General features: G+C 54.0%; 17 protein-coding genes and 2 tRNA genes. 17 read left to right on the top strand and 2 right to left on the bottom strand.

Features of this window, described 5'->3' with window-relative positions; genetic code table 11:
• Nucleotides 1-351 precede the first annotated feature (351 nt).
• From dnaA to HMPREF2975_RS13065, 11 genes are all read left to right on the top strand, one after another.
• On the top strand, nt 352-1,758 hold the full coding sequence (gene dnaA, locus HMPREF2975_RS04785) for a chromosomal replication initiator protein DnaA (RefSeq protein ID WP_070726077.1): 1,407 nt from the start codon (nt 352-354) through the stop codon (nt 1,756-1,758).
• A 531-nt stretch (nt 1,759-2,289) separates the two neighbouring features.
• Nucleotides 2,290-3,423 carry a DNA polymerase III subunit beta gene (gene dnaN / locus HMPREF2975_RS04790; RefSeq protein ID WP_070726078.1) on the top strand — a complete coding sequence of 378 codons (1,134 nt, stop codon included), beginning with the start codon at nt 2,290-2,292 and terminating at the stop codon, nt 3,421-3,423.
• A 4-nt stretch (nt 3,424-3,427) separates the two neighbouring features.
• Nucleotides 3,428-4,681: a DNA replication/repair protein RecF gene (recF, locus tag HMPREF2975_RS04795; protein WP_070726080.1), complete on the top strand. Its 1,254-nt coding sequence runs from the start codon at nt 3,428-3,430 to the stop codon at nt 4,679-4,681.
• On the top strand, nt 4,668-5,387 hold the full coding sequence (locus HMPREF2975_RS04800; RefSeq protein WP_413772596.1) for a DciA family protein: 720 nt from the start codon (nt 4,668-4,670) through the stop codon (nt 5,385-5,387). The genes recF and HMPREF2975_RS04800 overlap by 14 nt, the downstream gene beginning before the upstream one ends.
• Nucleotides 5,388-5,602: 215 nt before the next feature.
• Complete coding sequence (gene gyrB / locus HMPREF2975_RS04805) at nt 5,603-7,639, top strand: DNA topoisomerase (ATP-hydrolyzing) subunit B (RefSeq protein WP_070726082.1); 2,037 nt, start codon at nt 5,603-5,605, stop codon at nt 7,637-7,639.
• A 72-nt stretch (nt 7,640-7,711) separates the two neighbouring features.
• Nucleotides 7,712-10,297, top strand: coding sequence for a DNA gyrase subunit A (gene gyrA / locus HMPREF2975_RS04810; RefSeq protein ID WP_070726084.1), 2,586 nt, complete (start codon nt 7,712-7,714; stop codon nt 10,295-10,297).
• Nucleotides 10,294-10,698, top strand: coding sequence for a DUF3566 domain-containing protein (locus tag HMPREF2975_RS04815; protein ID WP_070726086.1), 405 nt, complete (start codon nt 10,294-10,296; stop codon nt 10,696-10,698). Before gyrA ends, HMPREF2975_RS04815 begins: the two co-directional genes overlap by 4 nt.
• A gap of 122 nt (nt 10,699-10,820) precedes the next feature.
• Nucleotides 10,821-10,894: transfer RNA gene (locus HMPREF2975_RS04820), tRNA-Ile, on the top strand.
• A 33-nt stretch (nt 10,895-10,927) separates the two neighbouring features.
• The gene (locus tag HMPREF2975_RS12505) at nt 10,928-11,080 is read left to right on the top strand and encodes a DLW-39 family protein (RefSeq protein ID WP_227469239.1); all 153 of its coding nucleotides are present in this window, start codon (nt 10,928-10,930) and stop codon (nt 11,078-11,080) included.
• A gap of 78 nt (nt 11,081-11,158) precedes the next feature.
• Nucleotides 11,159-11,234: transfer RNA gene (locus HMPREF2975_RS04825), tRNA-Ala, on the top strand.
• 376 nt (nt 11,235-11,610) lie between these two features.
• Complete coding sequence (locus tag HMPREF2975_RS13065) at nt 11,611-11,799, top strand: cyclase family protein (protein ID WP_227469257.1); 189 nt, start codon at nt 11,611-11,613, stop codon at nt 11,797-11,799.
• 27 nt (nt 11,800-11,826) lie between these two features.
• Here HMPREF2975_RS13065 and HMPREF2975_RS12250 read toward each other — a convergent pair whose 3' ends face one another.
• Nucleotides 11,827-12,030, bottom strand: a complete 204-nt coding sequence (locus HMPREF2975_RS12250; RefSeq protein ID WP_141757292.1) for a hypothetical protein — start codon at nt 12,028-12,030, stop codon at nt 11,827-11,829.
• Between the two features lie 179 nt (nt 12,031-12,209).
• Complete coding sequence (locus HMPREF2975_RS04830) at nt 12,210-13,247, bottom strand: sugar-binding transcriptional regulator (RefSeq protein WP_083314408.1); 1,038 nt, start codon at nt 13,245-13,247, stop codon at nt 12,210-12,212.
• Between the two features lie 164 nt (nt 13,248-13,411).
• Between HMPREF2975_RS04830 and HMPREF2975_RS04835 the strand changes: the two genes are divergently transcribed.
• The 6 genes from HMPREF2975_RS04835 to HMPREF2975_RS04860 all read left to right on the top strand — a co-directional run bounded on the left by HMPREF2975_RS04835 (nt 13,412) and on the right by HMPREF2975_RS04860 (nt 20,117).
• A complete protein-coding gene (locus HMPREF2975_RS04835) occupies nt 13,412-14,425 on the top strand; it encodes an ABC transporter permease (protein ID WP_070726186.1) in 1,014 nt (337 codons plus the stop codon).
• A 124-nt stretch (nt 14,426-14,549) separates the two neighbouring features.
• Nucleotides 14,550-15,560 carry a substrate-binding domain-containing protein gene (locus HMPREF2975_RS04840; RefSeq protein WP_193599991.1) on the top strand — a complete coding sequence of 337 codons (1,011 nt, stop codon included), beginning with the start codon at nt 14,550-14,552 and terminating at the stop codon, nt 15,558-15,560.
• 86 nt (nt 15,561-15,646) lie between these two features.
• Nucleotides 15,647-17,140 (top strand): sugar ABC transporter ATP-binding protein, encoded by a 1,494-nt coding sequence (locus HMPREF2975_RS04845; protein ID WP_070726090.1) that lies wholly within the window; start codon nt 15,647-15,649, stop codon nt 17,138-17,140.
• A 125-nt stretch (nt 17,141-17,265) separates the two neighbouring features.
• On the top strand, nt 17,266-17,886 hold the full coding sequence (locus HMPREF2975_RS04850) for an SIS domain-containing protein (RefSeq protein WP_070726091.1): 621 nt from the start codon (nt 17,266-17,268) through the stop codon (nt 17,884-17,886).
• Between the two features lies 1 nt (nt 17,887).
• Nucleotides 17,888-19,357, top strand: coding sequence for a xylulokinase (locus HMPREF2975_RS04855; protein WP_193599992.1), 1,470 nt, complete (start codon nt 17,888-17,890; stop codon nt 19,355-19,357).
• 16 nt (nt 19,358-19,373) lie between these two features.
• Nucleotides 19,374-20,117 (top strand): beta/alpha barrel domain-containing protein, encoded by a 744-nt coding sequence (locus HMPREF2975_RS04860; RefSeq protein ID WP_070726095.1) that lies wholly within the window; start codon nt 19,374-19,376, stop codon nt 20,115-20,117.
• Nucleotides 20,118-20,633 lie beyond the last annotated feature (516 nt).

Consider the following 20,633-nt stretch of genomic DNA (forward strand, 5'->3'; position numbering starts at 1 on the left):
TTCAAGCGTAGGGGTTTGACCCAGAGCCGTCAACGCAATCGAGGCCAATTGTCACCGGTTCCACACTCCCAATTTTCGTCCACAACTGTGGACTGGCCCGTGGATAACTTTTTCCACATCCGTGGATTTCCACATGTTATCCACAACGGTGTAATTTACGGATTTTCCGCAGCATCTCTGAATTCGGCTTTGTAACTACACGTGTGTCATTTGCCAGCGTGTTTTCCACAGACCTTTCCCCAACTTGTGGATTACGCTCAGATCGATACAGTGAGTTATCCGGACGTCGTCACAAACTGGTAGCGTTCAAGTGTTGAATGTCACGTCGGTTTCGCAGGTAAGGTAAGAACAGTGAGCAAGTCGTTATCCGATGCGTGGGCAGACGCCCTCGAATCGTTGAAATCCGTTGATTTAGGGCCATTGGCGGCGTCATTCATCAACATGGTGAAACCTCTGGGCGACATCGAAGGCACCATCTTACTGGCCGTCCCCAACGAATTCACCAAAGGTTTCATTGAGACACGCGTTTCCGACGACGTCACGCAGTCACTGTCCCAGGCACTGGGTCGCAACGTGCGCATCGCTGTCACCATTGACACCTCGCTTGCACCGCTTGAAGACGAGAGCGCATCACCCGACGATGATCATGTTCCACCTTTGCAAACTCCGCGCGACGCCGGGGCCTCGCGCGTGCTCGATGCTGTGAATATCGATTCAACGGAAACCCGGCTCAACCCTCGCTATACGTTCGACACATTCGTCATTGGCCCCTCGAACCGTTTTGCCCATGCGGCGGCAACGGCGGTGGCTGAAGGACCGGCCAAGTCCTATAACCCCCTGTTTATCTACGGTGGGTCAGGACTGGGAAAGACTCATTTGCTGCACGCGATCGGTCACTACGCACTGTCGATGTATCCGCATCTGCGTGTGCGCTACGTCAATTCCGAAGAATTCACGAACGACTTCATTAACGCTATTCGCGAAGACCGCGCGGAGGAATTCCAGCGCCGCTACCGCGAAGTGGACATTCTGTTGGTGGACGACATCCAGTTCATTCAGGGCAAAGAGCAGACCGTCGAGGAGTTCTTCCACACCTTCAACACCCTGCATAACGCTAATAAACAGGTCGTTCTGACTTCGGATCTGCCGCCCAAACAGCTGTCAGGCTTTGAGGACCGGCTGCGTTCGCGCTTCGAGTGGGGTCTGCTCACCGACGTTCAGCCACCGGACCTGGAAACGCGTATCGTCATCTTGCAGAAGAAGGCCGTTGGCGAGGGGATCGAAGTGGATCCGGCTGTGCTGGAGTACATCGCCTCGCGCATTTCGTCGAATATTCGAGAACTCGAGGGTTCGCTGCTGCGCGTGACGGCTTTCGCCAATATCACGCAGCAACGCATTGACTTGCCGCTGGCTGAGATGGTCCTCAAGGACATCATTTCTGATCCCGATGACACGGAGATCACGTCCGCACTGATTATGGGTCAGACCGCGCACTACTTTGATGTCACGCTGGATCAACTGTGTTCAACTGACCGTTCCCGCACGGTGGTGGAAGCACGCCAGATCGCCATGTATCTGTGTCGCGAGTTGACAGATCTTTCATTGCCCAAGATTGGCGCAGCGTTCGGCGGTCGTGACCACACCACGGTGATGCATGCCAATAAGAAGATCACCGAGCAGATGGCGGAAAAGCGTGACATTTTCAACCACGTCACCGAGTTGACCAACCGCATCAAGCAAAAAGCTCGCAATTCGTAAGGATCGCCCGTACCGTTGAGCCACGAATTGACGAAGGGGGCGCGTCCAGCCGCATATTCCTTACTTACCCACCGCTGGGGATAAAACTGTGGATATCCTGTGGGTAATGACAAGAAATTTGTGATTCGATCTGTGGATCGATGCCTGCTCGTTGTGGATGCACGGACCGGTCTTGTGTGAATCCACAATCGGCTCATAAAGTGTCCACATCTCGTGCCCACATTTGTCCACGTAACGAATCGTTGAAATCGCGGGGGTTGACGGGCTTTTCCACACTTTCCACATGTCCTATGACGATGAAGAAAAAGAAATAAAAGATGAAAAAGTGGAAAACTCACAACAAACGATGGGTGGCCGATTAGTGAGTTCGCGAAGAGCTCGACGAAGCTCATCACACGGGTTCGTGGTCAGTTCTGATTTAATCCACATATTTCGCCTTGGGGTCAACTTCTGCATGAGAATCGAGTAGAGTTGGTTCGGTTCATCAAAACAGCTAATGAGTGCTCGCACGGGGAGTTGGAGGGGTACAGAATGAAGTTCACTGTCGCCCGTGACATTTTGTCGGAAGCCGTATCGTGGACTGCCCGAGCGTTGCCGCAACGGCCACCCAGCCCGATTCTGGCAGGTGTCAAACTCAGCGCAGATGCTGAGATCGTCACGCTGTCGTCATTCGACTACGAGGTATCCGCGAACTCGCATATTCCTGCCGAAGTACATGAGCCCGGTGAGGTTCTCGTATCGGGTCGCCTGCTGGCCGACATCTGTAAGTCACTGCCGCAGCGTCCGGTCGATTTCACTGTTGACGGACCGAAAGTGACGATCACCTGCGGATCGTCTCACTTTGTGCTGGCCGTGATGCCACTGGATGAGTACCCGCTGCTGCCCGAACATCCCCAAACACGCGGCACTGTTGATTCTGAAACACTTGCCCAGGCCATCGGCCAGGTCTCGATCGCCGCGTCGCGCGACGACACGTTGCCACTGTTGACGGGTGTGCGTATGGAGTTTGAAGGTGAGCGCATATCGCTGATCGCCACTGACCGCTACCGCCTAGCTGTGCGTGACCTGGAATGGGAACCCAGTGACCCGCAGTTCTCCGATGCGGCACTGGTGAAGGCCCGGATTCTGAGCGACGTGGCCAAGTCCACCGCATCAGGGTCGCGCGTGACGATCGGTCTGTCACGTGAATCCAAGCCAGGAGCATCATCTCTGATTGGTTTTGAGGCATCGGGTCGACGCACCACCTCCACGTTGATGGACGGGGATTACCCGCCGGTATCTCGACTTTTCCCGGAAACCACACCGATTCAGGCTGTATGTGATCGTCACGTGCTGCTTGAAGCGGTCAAGCGTATGGCGCTGGTGGCTGAGCGTAAGACGTCGGTGCGGATGGCATTTTCAGAAGGTCAGGTGGCCCTCGAAGCCGGCCAGGGTGAAAGCGCCCAGGGTTCGGAAGCAATTGAAGCTCAGGTCAACAACGAGATCACCACAGGATTCAACCCGTCGTATCTGATTGAAGGCCTGTCGGTACTGTCGGCCGACTTTGTGCGCTTCGGCTTTACACACCAGTCCAAGCCGGTTGTCATGACTGGTCAAAGTGAACTCGATGGGGGAGAGGACACCAGTTTCCGCTACCTGCTGATGCCCATCCGCTTCGGAGCGTGAGTGTGTGCGTATCTCGCACGTCGCACTTGATGATTTCCGTTCCTACCGTCACCAGGTGTGTGAACTTCCCGCTGGAGTGAGCGTTTTCGTTGGCCACAACGGTCAGGGAAAAACGAATCTTGTTGAGGCCATCGCCTATTTGTCAACGTTTTCGTCTCATCGGGTCGCTGCCGACACGGCACTGGTGCGGGTACCGACCGGCGAGGAGGCTCCTCCTGGTGGTGCCATGATCCGCGTGAAATTGGTGACAGGGGAGCACACGACGTCGCTGAGCGGGGACAACAGTGACAATGCTTCGGATACGTCACAGGCAGGTGAATCCTCCGAAAGGCGCGATCAAGCCGGCAGGCGCGACCAGGTGGTGGAACTGGAAGTGGTGCGCGGAAAAGCCAATCGGGCGCGCCTGAATCGCACCACGCTGGCGGCTAAGAAAATCCTCGGAATGGTCAGGACCGTTGTGTTCGCACCCGAGGATCTGTCCATTGTGCGCGATGCACCGCAGGTCAGGCGCCGTTTCATCGACGAATGCGCGATCCAGCTTCACCCGACGTTCAGCGCCGTTCGTGCAGATTTTGACCGTGTGGCACGCCAACGCGCCGCAGTGCTCAAAGCTGCCAGTGCACGTGTGCGTCGTGGACAGGTCCCTGACCTGTCAACGCTGGAAATCTGGGATGACCAATTCGTGGAACTGTCTGCGCAGGTCACACTTGAGCGCCACCGCGTCGTCATGTTACTGAGTACACCGGCATCTGATGCCTATAGCAGTGTGGCTGACTCGCCTCGAGAATTTTCAGTGGGCCTGGAAGCCTCCGTGTCAGCCTTCAGCGATATCGACGTCACTGACCCGACCGCGCACATTGAGGCATTAAGACAGGCCCTCCAGCATGTTCGAGACGATGAAGTGCGACGCGGTGTGAACCTTGTGGGTGCCCACCGCGACGACCTGGAACTGACTTTGGGACACTTACCCGTTAAAGGCTATGCATCTCACGGCGAATCATGGTCGGCTGCCCTGGCACTTCGCCTGGCATCCTTTGAAGTCCTGAGTGACGAGGGAGAACGGCCAATCCTCATCCTCGATGATGTCTTTGCTGAACTCGATGCGCAGAGGCGTCAAGCCCTTGTCGAGGTCATCAGGCAGGCAGATCAGGTGCTCATTACTGCGGCAGTTGAGAGCGATGTGCCCGATCAGCTGGACGCTCACATTTTTCGCGTCCACTGGGATCCAGAAGATGGCTCGGTGATTGAGCGTGAATGAAAATTCCGGACTGCTTTCTGATGGTGAGCGCACCGATGTGATCGCGCAGGCCACTGCTCGCATGCAGCGTGCCATGCTGGCTCGGGGAGCCACGCGCAGCACTCATCCGCGCGCTGCCGGCTCTTCTGGGCGCACTCAGCGCGATGAGTTCGCCCATGGCGCTCACGCTGGTGCAGGTGACACCGGTGCATCGAACGGTGATACACACAGTGGTCAGGTCACCCTCGAACCTCGCAATGCACGCGAGGAACTGCGTGCGCGCGCCATGCTGGGACCCCTGTGGGCATTGCGGCATCGAAGCGGGGCTGGGCGCGCCGGGCGTGTGGGACTGGCTTCTGGTCGCTTGCGGTGGAATGAACCGCGCTCCATTGGACGTGTCATCAAGAAGACCACGCATGATCGCGGGTGGGATTCCTCGACCGCGATGGGGTCCGTTATGGCGCAGTGGCCGGTGATTGTTGGAGACAACGTCGCCCAGCACTGTTCAATCGAAACCTTCAATGACCGCACACTCATTGTGCGCTGTTCATCAACGGCGTGGGCCAAACAGCTCGTGCTGCTTCTGCCTCACATTGAGCGCCGAATTGCCGAAGAAGTCGGTGCCGGAGTGGTCGATCAGGTCATCGTCCGCGGCCCGTCGGGTCCCTCCTGGAACAAGGGCCGATGGTCAGTGAAGGGCAGAGGTGTGCGTGACACGTATGGGTGACCCCTCCCACACTTCACAAGAACCTGTCTTTTCGCAGCTCACGAGGACTTTAGCGTGGCCTACACCAACGTGAAATCAAGTCGAAAAACCCTGTTTTTTGGTAAAATATAAACAGATTATGAGTAGTGTGTCATGTGGACACACGGTCCCGGAATTTTCCGGGAGGGCAGCCAGCCCGCGGTGCGCAGCACCATCACAATGAGGGGAGCCGGTGAGTGGCGGACGAAGGGATCAATTCCCAGCCAAATGAGGACCAGGGGCATTACGGGGCATCAGACATCACCGTTCTGGAAGGTCTGGAGGCTGTTCGTAAGCGGCCTGGCATGTATATCGGTTCAACGGGAGAACGCGGCTTGCACCATCTGGTGTATGAAGTGGTCGACAACTCCGTTGACGAAGCTTTGGCTGGATACGCCGACCACATCGAGGTAACGATCCAGGCTGATGGCGGCCTGAAGGTAGTCGACAACGGGCGTGGTATTCCAGTGGATATTCACCCTACCGAGGGGCGACCAACTGTTGAGGTCGTCATGACGATTCTGCACGCTGGAGGCAAGTTCGGAGGCGGCGGGTACGCTGTTTCCGGCGGTCTGCATGGCGTGGGTATTTCCGTCGTGAACGCTTTGTCCACCCGGGTTGATACTGAGGTGCGTCGACAGGGGTACGTGTGGCGCATGTCCTTTGCCGATGGCGGGGCAGTGGTCTCTGAGCTCGAACGTGGCGAGGAAACCGACGAAACGGGCACTACCCAGGTGTTCTATCCAGATCCACAGATCTTCGAGTCCACTGAGTTTGACTTTGAGACGCTGCGTCACCGCTTCCAGCAGATGGCGTTCCTCAATAAGGGGCTGCGCATCACGCTGACCGATGAGCGCCCCTGGGTTCAGGACGAGGGCGACGAGATCACCGGGGATGACGAAGGCCCAGCTGACGATCCTGTTCCAGGGTTCCGCCGCGTGTCCTACATGTATGAACATGGCTTGCGCGACTACGTGGAATTCCTGGATTCGAGCCGCAAGACTGACGTCATTAACTCCGAGATCATTGATTTTGAAGCTGAAAACGATCCGGGCACGATGTCGCTGGAAATTGCGATGCAGTGGACAACGGCGTACTCGTCGAGCCTGCACACCTACGCCAACACGATCAATACGACCGAAGGCGGCACACACGAAGAGGGCTTCCGCACGGCACTGACCACGGTGATCAACCGTTATGCCAAGGAGCGCGGAATCCTCAAGGACAAGGACGAAAACCTGTCCGGTGAAGATGTGCGTGAAGGTCTGACGGCGGTGATCTCCATCAAGCTGACCGAACCGCAGTTCGAAGGCCAGACCAAGACCAAGCTGGGGAACACAGAAGCCCGCACATTCGTCCAGCAGCAGGTCTACCAGCACCTGCAGGACTGGTTCGATGCGCATCCTGCCGACGCCAAGGCGATCATCATGAAAGGTCAGCAGGCTCAGTTGGCGCGCGTCGCGGCACGCAAGGCCCGTGAAGCCACTCGGCGCAAAACCGCCCTGGACACGCTGTCGATGCCGACGAAGTTGCGCGACTGCTCATCCAAAGACCCCTCAGTGTGTGAAATCTTCATTGTCGAGGGTGACTCGGCAGGTGGTAGTGCCGTCGGTGGGCGCGACCCGGAACACCAGGCGATTTTGCCACTTCGCGGCAAGATCCTGAACGTTGAAAAGGCTCGCCTTGACCGCGCGCTGAACTCTGAGACGATCCAGTCTCTCATCAGCGCCCTGGGCACCGGCATTGGTGAAGAGTTTGACATCAACAAGTTGCGCTACTTCAAGATCGTGCTGATGTCAGATGCTGACGTGGATGGCCAGCACATCGCGACCTTGCTGCTGACGTTCCTGTACCGCTATATGAGACCACTGGTGGAGCAAGGCTACGTGTACCTGGCGACACCTCCGCTGTATCGACTCAAGTGGACGAATGCTCCGCACGAATACGTGTATTCGGACAAGGAGCGTGACGACTGTCTTACTGAAGGACTCAAGGCCGGTCATCGCCTGCCCAAGCACGGTGGCATCCAGCGTTACAAGGGCCTGGGTGAGATGAACGACCAGGAATTGTGGGAAACCACGATGGATCCTGCGCACCGAATTTTGAAGCAAGTCGAGGTGGGCGAAGCAGCAGCTGCCGACCAAATCTTCACCCTGCTGATGGGTGATGACGTGGAATCCAGGCGTTCGTTTATTCAACGAAACGCTCAGGATGTGCGATTCATTGACGCCTAGCGCCGCGGCGCAACGACAGTGATCCGACCATCGTCAACAACCTACTGATCAGGGACCAAGGAGAGTTTCATCGTGAGTGACGAGCCCACCACAGAGATTGAATCAACCGCTCCGCACGGACGGATTGATCAAGTCGACCTCGAAATGGAAATGAAGAGGTCGTACCTTGATTACGCCATGTCGGTCATTGTGGGCCGCGCCCTTCCGGACGTGCGAGACGGCCTCAAGCCGGTTCACCGCCGCATCCTGTATGCCATGTACGACGGCGGATACCGCCCCAATGCAGGTTTCTACAAGTGCATGCGCGTCGTCGGTGACGTGTTGGCGCACTACCACCCTCACGGTGACAGCTCCGTGTATGGCGCTTTGGCTCGCCTCATCCAACCGTGGTCAATGCGTTACCCGCTCATTGCCGGTCAGGGTAACTTTGGTTCTCCCGGTAACCTGGGGCCTGCTGCCCCTCGTTATACCGAATGTAAGATGGCGCCCCTGGCGATGGAAATGGTGCGCGACATTGATGAAGACACTGTTGACTTCCAGGACAACTACGATGGGCGCACCCAGGAGCCTACGATCCTGCCGTCGCGTATTCCGAACCTGCTGATCAACGGGTCGGAAGGTATTGCCGTGGGTATGGCCACGCGCATCCCGCCGCATAACCTGCGTGAGGTGGCCGAGGGTGTGCAGTGGGCACTTGAGCATCCTGATGCCACGCGTGAAGAACTGCTGGCAGCTCTCATGGAACGCATCAAGGGCCCGGATTTTCCTTCCGGTGCGACGATCCTGGGTCGCAAGGGCATTGAGGATGCCTACCGCACTGGCCGCGGCTCGATTATTCAGCGCGCCATTGTCGAGGTTGAGGAAATCCATGGCCGCACGTGCCTGGTTGTCAAGGCGCTGCCTTACCAGGTCAACCCCGATAACCTGGTCCAGAAAATTGCCGACATGGTCAAGGCCGGCCAGATCCAGGGTATTGCGGATATCCGTGACGAAACGTCGGGCCGTTCAGGCACGCGCCTGATCATGGTTCTCAAACGCGACGCGGTTGCCAAAGTTGTCCTGAACAACTTGTACAAGCGCACGCAGCTGCAGGACTCGTTCCCGGCGAATATGCTCGCCCTGGTGGACGGCGTGCCGCGCACACTGTCGCTGGATGGATTTATCCGTCACTGGATCAGACACCAGATCGAAGTCATTGAGCGGCGCACTCGCTTCCGTTTGAACAAGGCGCGCGAACGCCTGCACATTCTGGAAGGCTACCTCAAGGCGCTCGATGCCCTCGATGAAGTGATTGCGCTGATTCGTCGCTCTCCAACAGCCGACGATGCGCGCACCGGCCTGATGGACCTGCTCAACATTGATGAAGCGCAGTCTGATGCCATTTTGGCACTGCAGTTGCGTCGCCTGGCCGCCCTCGAACGTCAGAAGATTCTGGACGAGCACGCACAGTTGCGTGACCATGTGGCCGACCTGGAAGACATCCTGGCCACCCCGCAACGCCAGCGCGACATTGTGTCCACCGAGCTGGCGGAGATTGTCGAGCGCTACGGTGATGAGCGTGTCACCACGATCGTGCCGTACGCGGGCGAAATGTCGATGGAGGACCTCATCCCCGAAGAGGACGTGGTGGTGACCATCACCCGTGACGGTTTCGCCAAACGTACCCGCACCGACAATTACCGTTCGCAAAAACGCGGCGGCAAAGGTGTGCGCGGCACTCAGCTCAAGGGCGATGATGTGGTGGAGCATTTCTTTGTCACAACCACGCACCAGTGGCTGCTGTTCTTCACGAACCTAGGTCGTGTTTACCGCGCGAAAGCGTACGAGATTCCGGAGGGCGGTCGCACCTCCCGCGGTCAGCACGTTGCGAATCTGCTTGCGTTCCAACCCGATGAGCGCATTGCACAGGTCCTGGCTATTCACGACTACGACGAGGCTGACTACCTGGTGCTGGCCACACGGTCCGGTCTGGTGAAGAAAACGCGCCTGTCGGAATACGACAGTGCCAGAACCGGCGGCATTATTGCGATCAACTTGCGTGATGATGACAACGGAGAGCCTGATCAGCAGGTGTCTGCTCAGCTGGTGAACGCTGATGATGATCTGATCCTGGTGTCCCGTAAGGGGCAAGCGGTGCGATTTACTGCCAGCGATGAGCAGCTGCGTCCGATGGGGCGCGGCACGTCGGGTGTGCGCGGCATGAAGTTCCGTGACGGCGATGAGCTGCTGGCGATGGAAGTTGTGCGCGAGGGTGCTGACCTGCTGATCGTCACAGATGGTGGCTACGCGAAGCGCACCCCGTTGAGCGAATATCCTGTGAAGGGTCGCGGCATTTTCGGCGTGCGAGTAGGCAACTTGGTGGATGAACGAGGTGCACTGGTGGGCGCCCTCGTTGTCGACAGTGACGAGAATGTCATGGTGATTACCGAATCCGGTAAACTTGTCCAAATCAACGCGTCCGACGTGCGTGCCACCGGGCGCAACACTATGGGTGTCATTTTCGCTCGCCCGGATGACGATGACCGCATTATTGCGATTACGCGTCACACGGAGGATGACGAAGATGAGGCCGTTGATGAAACCGCCGACGAATCAGCTGCACAAGAGGCTGATGAGCCTGTAGCGTCAAGTGCAGAAACTGAGGAGGACGAGCAATGAGCGATCTTGAAGACCTCGATCAGCCGATCCTGGATGAGGATGTACCGCGCAGAGTCGACCTGTCGGTAGCGCGCGTGGACCCGTGGTCAGTCATGAAGGTTGGCTTCCTGTTGTCCGTGGCGCTGGGGATAGCGTTGGTGTTCGCCACCCTGGTGTTGTGGCTGATGCTCGACTCCATGCACGTTTTCGGCGACATTGAGGAATTCCTCAAGAATCTGAGCGCGGAACGTTTCGTCACGCTCATGGAGTACCTGCATTTGTCGAAGGTGCTGTCCTACGCGACCATTGCGGCGGTGGCCAACGTCATCATGATCACGGCGATGTCGACGCTGGGTGCGTTCCTGTACAACATCATCGCCTCATTGGTGGGCGGGGTGCGCGTGTCCTTGATGGATGAGTAGAGGCGCGAGCGGTGGAAGATGGCGACTGTGGTGTCGGTGAATGTCATAGACGTCACTAGGCTCTCGTTTTGTTGTCGCACCGATGCTCGGGTACGATAGTTCGGTGCCCTTGGGGCGCGGATGGGCCTATAGCTCAGTTGGTTAGAGCGCAGTCCTGATAAGACTGAGGTCGCTGGTTCGAGTCCAGCTAGGCCCACTGTCCACACTCAGCTGAATGGGAGGCGGAGCGGTGAAGAAGGCGATCACGACCATTGCGGCGCTTGCCGGTGCTGCGATAGCGGGGATTGTCGTTCGTCAAATTGCTCAGGACCTGTCCAATAACGCTGATCTGTGGAGGTCCGTCACCGACGAATATGAGCCGGAATCTTCCACCGCTCATTAACGACGGCGACCCGACCCGACCGCTTTCTGGGCGGTTGTCTGGAGCTGTCACCGTCAGGTACGGTAGGAACTCAATAACGGGGCTATGGCGCAGCTGGTAGCGCACCTGCTTTGCAAGCAGGGGGTCGTGGGTTCGAGTCCCACTAGCTCCACCACTGGACGCTCATTTTGACAGAAAAATGAGCGTCTTTTTTGTTGACTGTCTCAGGGTTGCATGATGGCTGTGGAGCAGGCACGGCTTCCTCTCAACTCTCAGCTGTCTGGCCTACGGTTTCCAAAAACTCACCACCGTTCGTTCTCGTACATGGTGCATCCGGGGCCTTGCGTTTGCCACGCACACAAGCGTGGTCTGAGTTTCGAAACATCAACATACTGACATGGAAGGCATGCTCGTTACGAAAGTATGATTCCGATAACTAGGCGCAAATCACTGACATAACCGCGTTGTGCTGCGTAGGATCAAGACACCTGAATAATGCGATGCGCACCTACAAGGCAGTGGAGGCGGACATGTCATCTTGAATCATTGATCTGGAGCAGGCCCGCTTTGACGGCATGCCGATCCTCGGGTCGCATCGACCCGGATACTCCTACCACCTGTACCGGCGCCACCGCGATACGCTGCGCGAACAACCGGGCACACTGCCCCGCTCGAGTTCTTCGGGTGTTCTTGTCATGAATGAGCACGCTGGAACACACATTGATGCACTGTGTCACTAGGCAGAAGACCTCCAGTTCTACGGATGCTCATCTCGCGCAGACGCCCTCGAAAATTACGATGGCTTCACAGAAGGCGGTGCAGAAACGATCCCCATTATTGACGCGCCTGCGGTGCTGTTGGATGTGGCCGCGCTCAGTGAAGGTGGGGCAGTGCCACCTGGCACGCAGGTCGGTGCCGAACAGCTCGACGAATGCGCACGCCACCAGAACACGCCCATTAGATGCACACATTCGGAAATGGGATCCTAGCCGTCTTAACATACTCGAAGTGTGGACACATACCCCGTCTGTCGTCTTGGGACGTAGCGCTTCTACTTTTCTGCTTTAATGAACAAGAATGGCCGTTTTTGAACCGACGTGGACAGTGGAATTTGCGATTGGAGGCGTGCTGAGCTCCTCTGAAAAGCCTACTAGCCGTGTTTCACTCGGGAGTTCGCTGAGGGCTCTGTCACATCTTCTGAGTCGAGTAGGTACAGAATCTCATACGCCGCCTCCCTAGTCGTAACGAGGTGAGTGGCGATTCCAGCGCGCGCGATGGCTATGATTGCACTCGCTTTTTCTGGCTCTCCTGCAACCGCTAAAACGGCAGGCGTAGCCCTGAGCTGGTCAACTGATACGGACAGCCGCCGCTCATTAAGTGAAGACTGAACGTAATTGCCTTTGGCGTCAATGAATATTCCGGCACAGTCAGCAACCGCACCTAACCGGTCTAGTTCTTCAATCTCCGATTCAGATAAATAACTGGTAAGCTGTGTGATCCGCTCTTTCCAAGAGCCAACCGATATGAGCGCAATATCGAGCCCATCATATTTCTGAAGGACTTGTTTAATATTTGGTTCTTCACGTAAGCGTGCTGCCGCTGAAGAAGTTGAAGAAAACAGCGCCGACATTAAAGCGTAGGAGCGCCCGCCGGCGTTACTAGAAATATTGCTCATTACTTTCAAGGGAGACTGGTTGGGATCATATCCCAACATGCCAGTCAACTGAACTAGATCAACTTGCGGCAAGTTTTCAATGAAAAGTCCCACCCTGACCAAAGTGCGCCCCCAAGATATGCCAATAGACATTCCCGGCTTAGCCAATTGTGTGAGTAGTGTTGCTGCGCCTGCTGCCAGCGCGTTGTACCAGTTTTCTGGAAGGGTTTGTGTGGGAACGACTGTGACGTGTTTTAATCGAAGACGTCTAGCAACGGAAGCCGCGACGCTTTGTGACTGGTCATCTACTTCGGCAATAGAAATGCGAACTATTCCTACTCGGCGAGCCTCCTCAAGAAGTCGAGCCACTTTAAATCGTGTAATGTCAAATTCTCTTGCGATCTCAACTTTGCTGCGGTCTTCTAGGTAGAACGCCTTTGCAACTGCGGTCATCAGTTTGCTGTCAGCGCGATCCATACTCTTACCTTCGGCGAGTCTTGCTTTTGAAATTGATTGTAATGGTGCAACGTGCATGATTATCCAGTTTATGTGTGGGTAGCGTCATAAAAAGGTTGACCGAAATCCACGCAAGATACTGTTGTCAGTTGACTGCTCATATGAGCAATGCTAGCATCCCTCATATGAGCAGCGCGAGTAGTGCTCGCTTGTATGAGGTTTGCGATTGCAAAGGAGCGATTATGCGCAAGAGGTTCCACCTTCCCCAAGAGCTTGGGGTGTTTATTGTGGTGCTTTTGGTTGCCCTTTTGATGGGTGCCATTTCGCCAGAGTTTAGAACTGCTGGCAACATGAGCGTCTTGCTGCTCAACGGCTCAGTGGTAACTCTGCTTGCCTTGGGTCAAGCATGTGTGCTTTTGACAGGCGGTATTGATCTTTCCGTTGGCTCGAACATCGCTTTGACCGGGATGATTGCAGCATTGGCGATGCAGCATGGAGTGCCTTGGTGGATGGCGGCACTTCTGGCGATCGTCACCGGTGTAGCAGTGGGCCTGTTTAATGGCATGGCAGTGCATTACGGCAAGATGCCCCCGTTTATCGTCACATTTGCAACCTTTGGCATTAGCGCGTCAATTCCTAAGATTCTTACACAAGCTAAGTCGGTTACGATCTCTGATCCGATGTTTGCGTTTTTCGGGCGTGGAAAGTTCCTAGGAATTCCAATTCCTATCATTATCGCGCTGCTCGCTGCTCTAGTGTTGGGCCTGATGCTCAAGCGTACGGCGTCAGGTGTACATATTTATGCGGTGGGTGGCAACAAGGAAACTGCGCGATTAGCCGGTATTAATATTGCCCGCACTACGATCTTGGTTTATGTGATCTCCGGTGTGACGGCATCGTTGGGCGGTATTATTACAGCTTCCAGGCTTATGGTAGGCTACCCGACTGCTGGAGCGGGAAATGAGCAGTTTTACTCAATTGCATCTGCTGTCGTTGGCGGCGTGTCGTTGTTTGGCGGCGTCGGTACCATTCTGGGCGCATTCCTCGGTTCATTGCTTATCGCAGAAGTTTCAAACGGTATGAACGTTATAGGCGTCGACTCATACTGGCAGTCATTGGTTATCGGCGTGATCATTTTGCTTGGCGTGCTGTTTGATACAAATAAGAATTCCTTCCGGGGTCGGATGCGCAAGCGCCAAGCGAGTAAGCAGAGAGAAAAAGTCCAACAGATAAAGAAAATGCCGAGTGGAATGTAACTGCTTAAGTGGACGTGTGTGAATCGAAGGCGAGTAATGAAAACACACGACACAAGATAGTTCGTAACTGTTACGAGTAGAGGAACGCACGAGCGGGGTTACCCGTACAACAGAAAGGAAAATCATGAAACTGAGAAAGGTGCTGGCGCTCAGCTCACTTACGGCGCTCTCGCTTGCTGGATGTGGCGCAGTAGATACTGGAACTGGAGCGGAAGCTGAATCAAGCGGAGGTGAAGGTACGGCTGCGGAGGTTCCCGTACCTGAAGCCTGTTCACAAAAGGGAGCGCTGGTTTCTGTATTGTTACCAAACCAGACGAATCCCTATTACGTGGCCATGAAAGAAGGCTTTGAGACTGCAGCGGCAGAGAAGGGCTTTAAAGCCGAGGTGCAGATTGCTGAGGACGACGACGCTCAGCAGCTTGCTCAAGCCGAGGCAGCGCTGCAGAAGAATCCATGCGCGTTAGCACTAAATCCGGTTAAGTCTGAGCCGGCCGCAGCAATTGTTAAGGCTGCCAATGACGCAGGGGTTCCAGTATTTACTGTTAACGTGATTGTGGATGAGAGTGCTCTTAGTGCTCAGGGCGGAACGATTATGCAGTACTTGGGTGCGGACAATAAGGCAGGTGGCTCCCAGGTTGCCGAGATGGTTCTGGAAGATATGGGCAAGGATGCCGAACTCAACATTGGTTTCGTCACTGAGCCGGATGAAGTACCCGTTGCGATTCGTGACGAGGGTTTCACCGAGACTATTTCGGGTAACCCGAATGCCAAAGTAGTTGCGAAGGTAGACGGCAATGTTGTGGCTACTGACTCACTGTCGGTAACCAGCGACATGTTGCAGGGCAATCCAGACTTGAACGTGATCTTTGCTTCCACAGGACCCGCAGCGCAGGGAGCTATCGAGGCAGTCAAGGCCGCTGGTCGCGATGTAAAGGTATATGGATTCTGTGCTCCCGACCTAGCAACTGACGATCTATATCCCGGCTGTGTCGCTCAAGAGCCTGCCGATTACGGCAAGCGAGTGATCGAGCAAATTCGCTCATTTGTAGACGGGGAGACTCCTGAGGCTGAAATTCTTCGTGAGCTGAAAGCGTTTCGGCATGGAGAAACTCCAGCGCCGGGTGAAGTTGGCTAATTGAGATTGGAAGGGGCCCGCGTATAGAGCTTATTCTCACGGGCCCCTTCTAAGAGCATTAAGTATAAGAACTTTAGGAGAAGACAATGGCTGCTGGACTGGTAGCGAGAGATCTGCTTAAAGATTACTCAGGCGTGGAAGTGCTCAAAGGCGTATCGGTTGCGCTTCATCCTGGTGAAATAATCGGACTCGTTGGGCACAACGGTGCAGGAAAATCGACTCTCCTAAAAGTATTTTCTGGTGCCCATCGTCATTCAGGGGGAGTGCTAGAAGTAGATGGCGAAGAAGTAAATTTTGCATCGCCGTCCGAGGCGATCGCTGCGGGTGTTTCTACCGTCTATCAAGAGCTATCTTTGCTCCCTAACTTAACCGTTACCCAAAACGTATGGCTGGGTAGAGAGATTCGTCGGCACGGTCAACTCCAACTTGCTGAGATGAGTAAGAAAGCACAGGAGATATTGGACCGCTTCGGAATTGATGCCGACATAGATTCCAAGGTTGGCTCTTTTCCAATGGCAACCCGTCAGCTTCTGGAAATCGCCATTGCAGCCAGCAGAGAAACCAAATACCTGTTGCTAGATGAGCCAACTACCTCGCTGGAGGGGGATCAGGTAGATCAGCTTCTCTCTTACATCCATAAGCTTGCGCGAGAGATGAGTATTGGTGTACTGATCGTTAACCACAAGTTGGATGAGCTCTATCAAGTGGCTGATCGAATTGTAGCGCTAATGAACGGCCGGATAGTCGTCGATGCGGATGCAGCAACAGTGGATCGTTCTCAGGTGGTGCGGGCCATCGCTGGCGATGAGGCAATCGCAGAAGAAGAAAGTCCTACTGAAGCCAATGCAAGGATCGGTAGAGAAGCTCTCGCCGTGAGAAACCTTAATTCGGACAAACTACACAATATCTCCTTTACTGTACATGAAGGAGAGATTCTCGGAATCTATGGATTGAACGACTCTGGAAGAACAGAAACTCTTCGGAGTATTGCAGGTCTGCTTAAGTTTGATTCTGCAGAAATGAAGGTTTTTGACGAACCTTATTCCCCCCGCACTCCGAGCGATGCTATTGCTTCCGACATCGCTTTTGTTACAGAAGAGAGAAAGTTCGACGGAATAGTTCCGTTGATGAATTCGTACCAGAACTTAGCACTGCCGGTACTGAAGAAGTTTAAGAAAGCGGGATTACTAGATCTCGCAGCATTGCGAAAACGCGGCGCTGTTCAACTTAAAGATTTGGAACTACGGGGCAGCCCCTCGCAGCCAGTGAATTCTCTTTCAGGTGGTAATCAACAGAAGGTTCTTCTGGGACGAGCTTTAGTACAGGAACCACGAATCCTACTTTTAGATGAGCCCACCAAGGGCGTCGATATTGGCGTAAAAAATGAGATTTATCGGCTGTTAAAGCGGCTAGCACGGAAAGAAAACATGGCGATAGTCTTTGTATCTTCGGAAGAAGAAGAGGTCCTTTCCCTTAGCGACAAAGTGCTGATATTGGCACACGGCATGCCTGTAATAGAAGCTACGTCGGCAGCGCTGCTCAGTCAGGCCAAGCTCCGGGAACTCTCTTGGACGGAATAGATTCGAAACAAGACTTGGATATAGACCAACCACGATAGATAGATTTCAAGTCGAAGCTGGCACAGTGTCGCTACTGCCAGATTGATTTTGAAAACAGTGGGGATTACTTAAGCAGTGGAGGAAAAATGAACAACTCACAGATGATTGCAAAAGCGCGTAGATACGTGGAACTGGAAGCTCAGGCAGTCGCGGCAGTCGCTCAACAGCTCGATGAAACATTTGTTCGAGCCGCTGTTGCGATAGCCAAGTGTGGTGGCAAGGTCTTTGTTACCGGTGCTGGAACGTCTTCTTTCATCGCGCGGCGAATGGCGCATCTCATGGCAGTTTCAGGAACGCCGGCTCTTTTTATCCCAGCAATGGACGCGCTGCATGGAACCATGGGGGCAATAGAATCTACGGATGTATTGATTGCCATTTCTAAGAGTGGTGAATCCGACGAGGTCTGCAAATTAGTGAAGCTTGTTAACGAAAAAGAAGTTCTTACCGTTGGTCTCACTGAAGGAAGGGGGTCCACGCTCTACGAGGAGGCGGATATCCCCTGCATTACGAACACGATTGATAATGCAGATCCAGGTAACTTCATAGCTATGGGTTCCACGTTGGTTGCCGCTGTATGGGGCGACGCATTAGCTCGCATTTTAATGGATGTTGGCCATTGGCAGCTCGATAAGTCTTTGGATCTTCATCCGGCAGGTGGCGTGGGAAAACGCGTCGATGAGTTGCGCCAACAATTGCGGGGCGAATGAGGTGGCGGAGTATGTACTAGGAGTAGACTTATCTACTCAGTCCGTTACGGTTGAAGCTCGCACTACGGACAACTTCGAATCGGCTGGAATGGCTTCGTCCCCATTACCTCCAGCGGTCGCACCTTCAGCTGAACAAAACCCGGAGGACTGGTGGCAGTCTCTAGTAGCTGCTCTTCGGAAGCTAGGTGAGAGCGGCATCGATCTGAGAAGTATTCGAGCGATTTCAGTTGCCGGGCAGTGCCATGGACTTGTTGCTCTAAATTGCCAGAATGATGTTATCCGCCCGGCCCAACTATGGAATAACACATTAGGCACGCCCCATATATCTGCGCTTGTTGAAAAATTGGGAGCACAACGTTGGGCAAGAGAGTGCGGAACAGTTCCATCACCTGCTTTCACTGTTTCCAAATTGGCATGGCTAATGGAAAACGAGCCGGAAACTGTGAATCAGTTGGAGAAGATTCTTCTCCCTCATGACTACCTAAACTTCCGTCTTACGGGTAATTATGTGACTGACAGATCCGAGGCATCTGGAACAGGTTACTTTAATTCATGCACAAATAGTTGGAATATTTCTCTACTAGAAGATTGTTTCGGTGACGCTAAAGACTGGGCGCGGTTGATGCCTCACGTTCTTGATCCTCAAGGTCAAGCGGGCTTACTAACCCCTGAAAGCGCCACCCAGCTCGGACTGGAGACAGGAATTCCCGTTGGTCCAGGGGGAGGGGATCAGCACCTAGCTGCTGCAGGAATTGGATTACAACCAACAGACGTTTGTTTTTCTCTAGGGACTTCGGGTGTTGTGTTCACGATTTCCGAAATTCCTATAGCTGATACTAGTGGAATGATTGATGGCGTTGCCTCCACTACAGGAACGTGGCAGCCATTGGTTTGCACGCAAAACTTAACTCAGGTAACGGATCTTTTCGCTCAGCTAATGGGAGTTGAGGTTAGTAAACTTGGCGAGATGGCGGTGCAGGCCGATCGTAGATCGCCTCGACCGGTGCTGGTTCCCTATCTGGGTGGTGAGCGTTCACCTAATTATCCTGGGGCTAAAGGTTTACTGGTAGGTATTGATTATGGAATTACTAGGCATCAGCTGGCATTAGTAGTAATTGAAGGGGTGTTGCTCGGGCTGGTTCGCGGGCTAGCGCAAATCGAGCAGCATGGTGTAGACACTAGTGGGCGTGTGGTCGCTATCGGAGGGGCGGCGCGTTCGCGAGGAATAATACAAATTTTGGCCGATCTAATCGACAGGCCTGTAAGTATCCTTGGCTGTCCGGAAGCGACTGTGCGTGGAGCTGGACTGCAAGCTCTGGCTGTGCTGAAAGGCGTGGATTTTGCAAGTTTGCGCGACGAGTATGCACCGAGTTGGGAGACTCCCGTTGTGCCGCGCAAGGAACCAGCATGGCCAGATCTATACGACACTTACATCCGTAGTTGTGCGATAGCAGGCCGGTGGGATGTGTAATCAGACAAACAAAGTGATGGAAAACTTTGGTGATGACTTGGATCGATCTAATTTAGAGAAAGTCTGGCCTTCAGTATTTTCTGCCATCTCTTTAGCTGCTGTTTGCGAAGCACAAACTAAGCGGCGCCTTGATAGGGACTTAACGAGTGGAACGCGAACCCTCGAAAAGATCATAGAAGAGGTTGGTAGGGGGCCTTGTCGAGGCGTACACATTGACTTGATGGACGGTAAAGCGACGCAAGAAAAATCGTGGACTCCTGAAGAAACGGTGAAAGCTAAGTCGGCCCTCGGGCTTGAGTTCCATGTGATGACGCAGCAATCGGCATCTGATGCACTGCTACTCTTGAGAGCACGCCCACGTTCTAGGGTGATTGTAAGCTTGGCAGATCTGCCGAAGTTGGTGGCTGAAGTTGGCGGTGCCGGTGAAACTGCAAAGCTAGCGAAAGTGTCGCCGAGTGGTAGGGGTAATATAGGCGCTTCGTTGAAGCCAGATGAACATCCACGAGATATTCCGGTCGAACTAAATCAGCTAAGTTGCGTCCTTATCATGGGCTACGAACCAGGTGATTCAGACGGTATCTTTATCAAATCGGTGCTAGATAAGGTTCCAGAACTTATTCGAATGCGTAAAGAATCTAATACGAGCTTCGCCATCAAAATTGATGGAGGGGTTAAGCTTTCGGATGTGCCTTACCTAGAAAAAATAGGAATAGATGAGTTTGTGGTGGGCCGGGACTATTTCAGGCACTTTTTAAAATGACGTATCTTCAAATAAACGGCAAATCTATCTTTTTGCTATTTGATCTTTTCTCAAAGTTTGGTTATTATATTTCCATTTATTGAAAAAGTGTGCTAATTATGAGAACCTCAACGAAATGTTTCGGTTCTGTGTGTGCTGAAAGTTGTCGCTGTCATGACTGAAATTGTTTTATGTCACTGAAAAAATCGTATAAGTCACCTCTTTAAAGCATCGGAGTGCATGAACCAATATAAGATCACTTAAGATAACAAAATGTCGATCACGTGTATGCGCACGACATGTTTAGGTGCCATGTTTTATTTCTTAAGAAGTATCCAGTGCGCTAACATGCGGCAGGGAAGTATCACACAACTTGGCGCAATTTCTAGACAAGAAGTGCTGTATTCTTATGAGTTGTCTTGCTGAATTGCGTAGCGCTCTTCCAGAATCTATGTCGTGGGTCACAAAAGGTAGTCTTGGGGGGTAAGGTCCCGTGTGGCACGCCGCGAGTGGCAGAATGGGGGGAATGGCTTTCCA

It is taken from the genome of Actinomyces sp. HMSC065F12 (assembly GCF_001814535.1).
Classification (GTDB): Bacteria; Actinomycetota; Actinomycetes; order Actinomycetales; family Actinomycetaceae; genus Pauljensenia; species Pauljensenia radingae_A.

Excerpts from the sequence above, each read along its gene's own strand:
- dnaN (WP_070726078.1), top strand. The coding sequence starts at position 2,290 with ATGAAGTTCACTGTCGCCCGTGACATTTTGTCGGAAGCCGTATCGTGG.
- HMPREF2975_RS04815 (WP_070726086.1), top strand. The coding sequence starts at position 10,294 with ATGAGCGATCTTGAAGACCTCGATCAGCCGATCCTGGATGAGGATGTA.
- HMPREF2975_RS12250 (WP_141757292.1), bottom strand. The coding sequence starts at position 12,030 with ATGTGTGCATCTAATGGGCGTGTTCTGGTGGCGTGCGCATTCGTCGAG.
- HMPREF2975_RS04830 (WP_083314408.1), bottom strand. The coding sequence starts at position 13,247 with ATGCACGTTGCACCATTACAATCAATTTCAAAAGCAAGACTCGCCGAA.
- HMPREF2975_RS04835 (WP_070726186.1), top strand. The coding sequence starts at position 13,412 with ATGCGCAAGAGGTTCCACCTTCCCCAAGAGCTTGGGGTGTTTATTGTG.
- HMPREF2975_RS04840 (WP_193599991.1), top strand. The coding sequence starts at position 14,550 with ATGAAACTGAGAAAGGTGCTGGCGCTCAGCTCACTTACGGCGCTCTCG.
- HMPREF2975_RS04845 (WP_070726090.1), top strand. The coding sequence starts at position 15,647 with ATGGCTGCTGGACTGGTAGCGAGAGATCTGCTTAAAGATTACTCAGGC.
- HMPREF2975_RS04850 (WP_070726091.1), top strand. The coding sequence starts at position 17,266 with ATGAACAACTCACAGATGATTGCAAAAGCGCGTAGATACGTGGAACTG.
- HMPREF2975_RS04860 (WP_070726095.1), top strand. The coding sequence starts at position 19,374 with ATGGAAAACTTTGGTGATGACTTGGATCGATCTAATTTAGAGAAAGTC.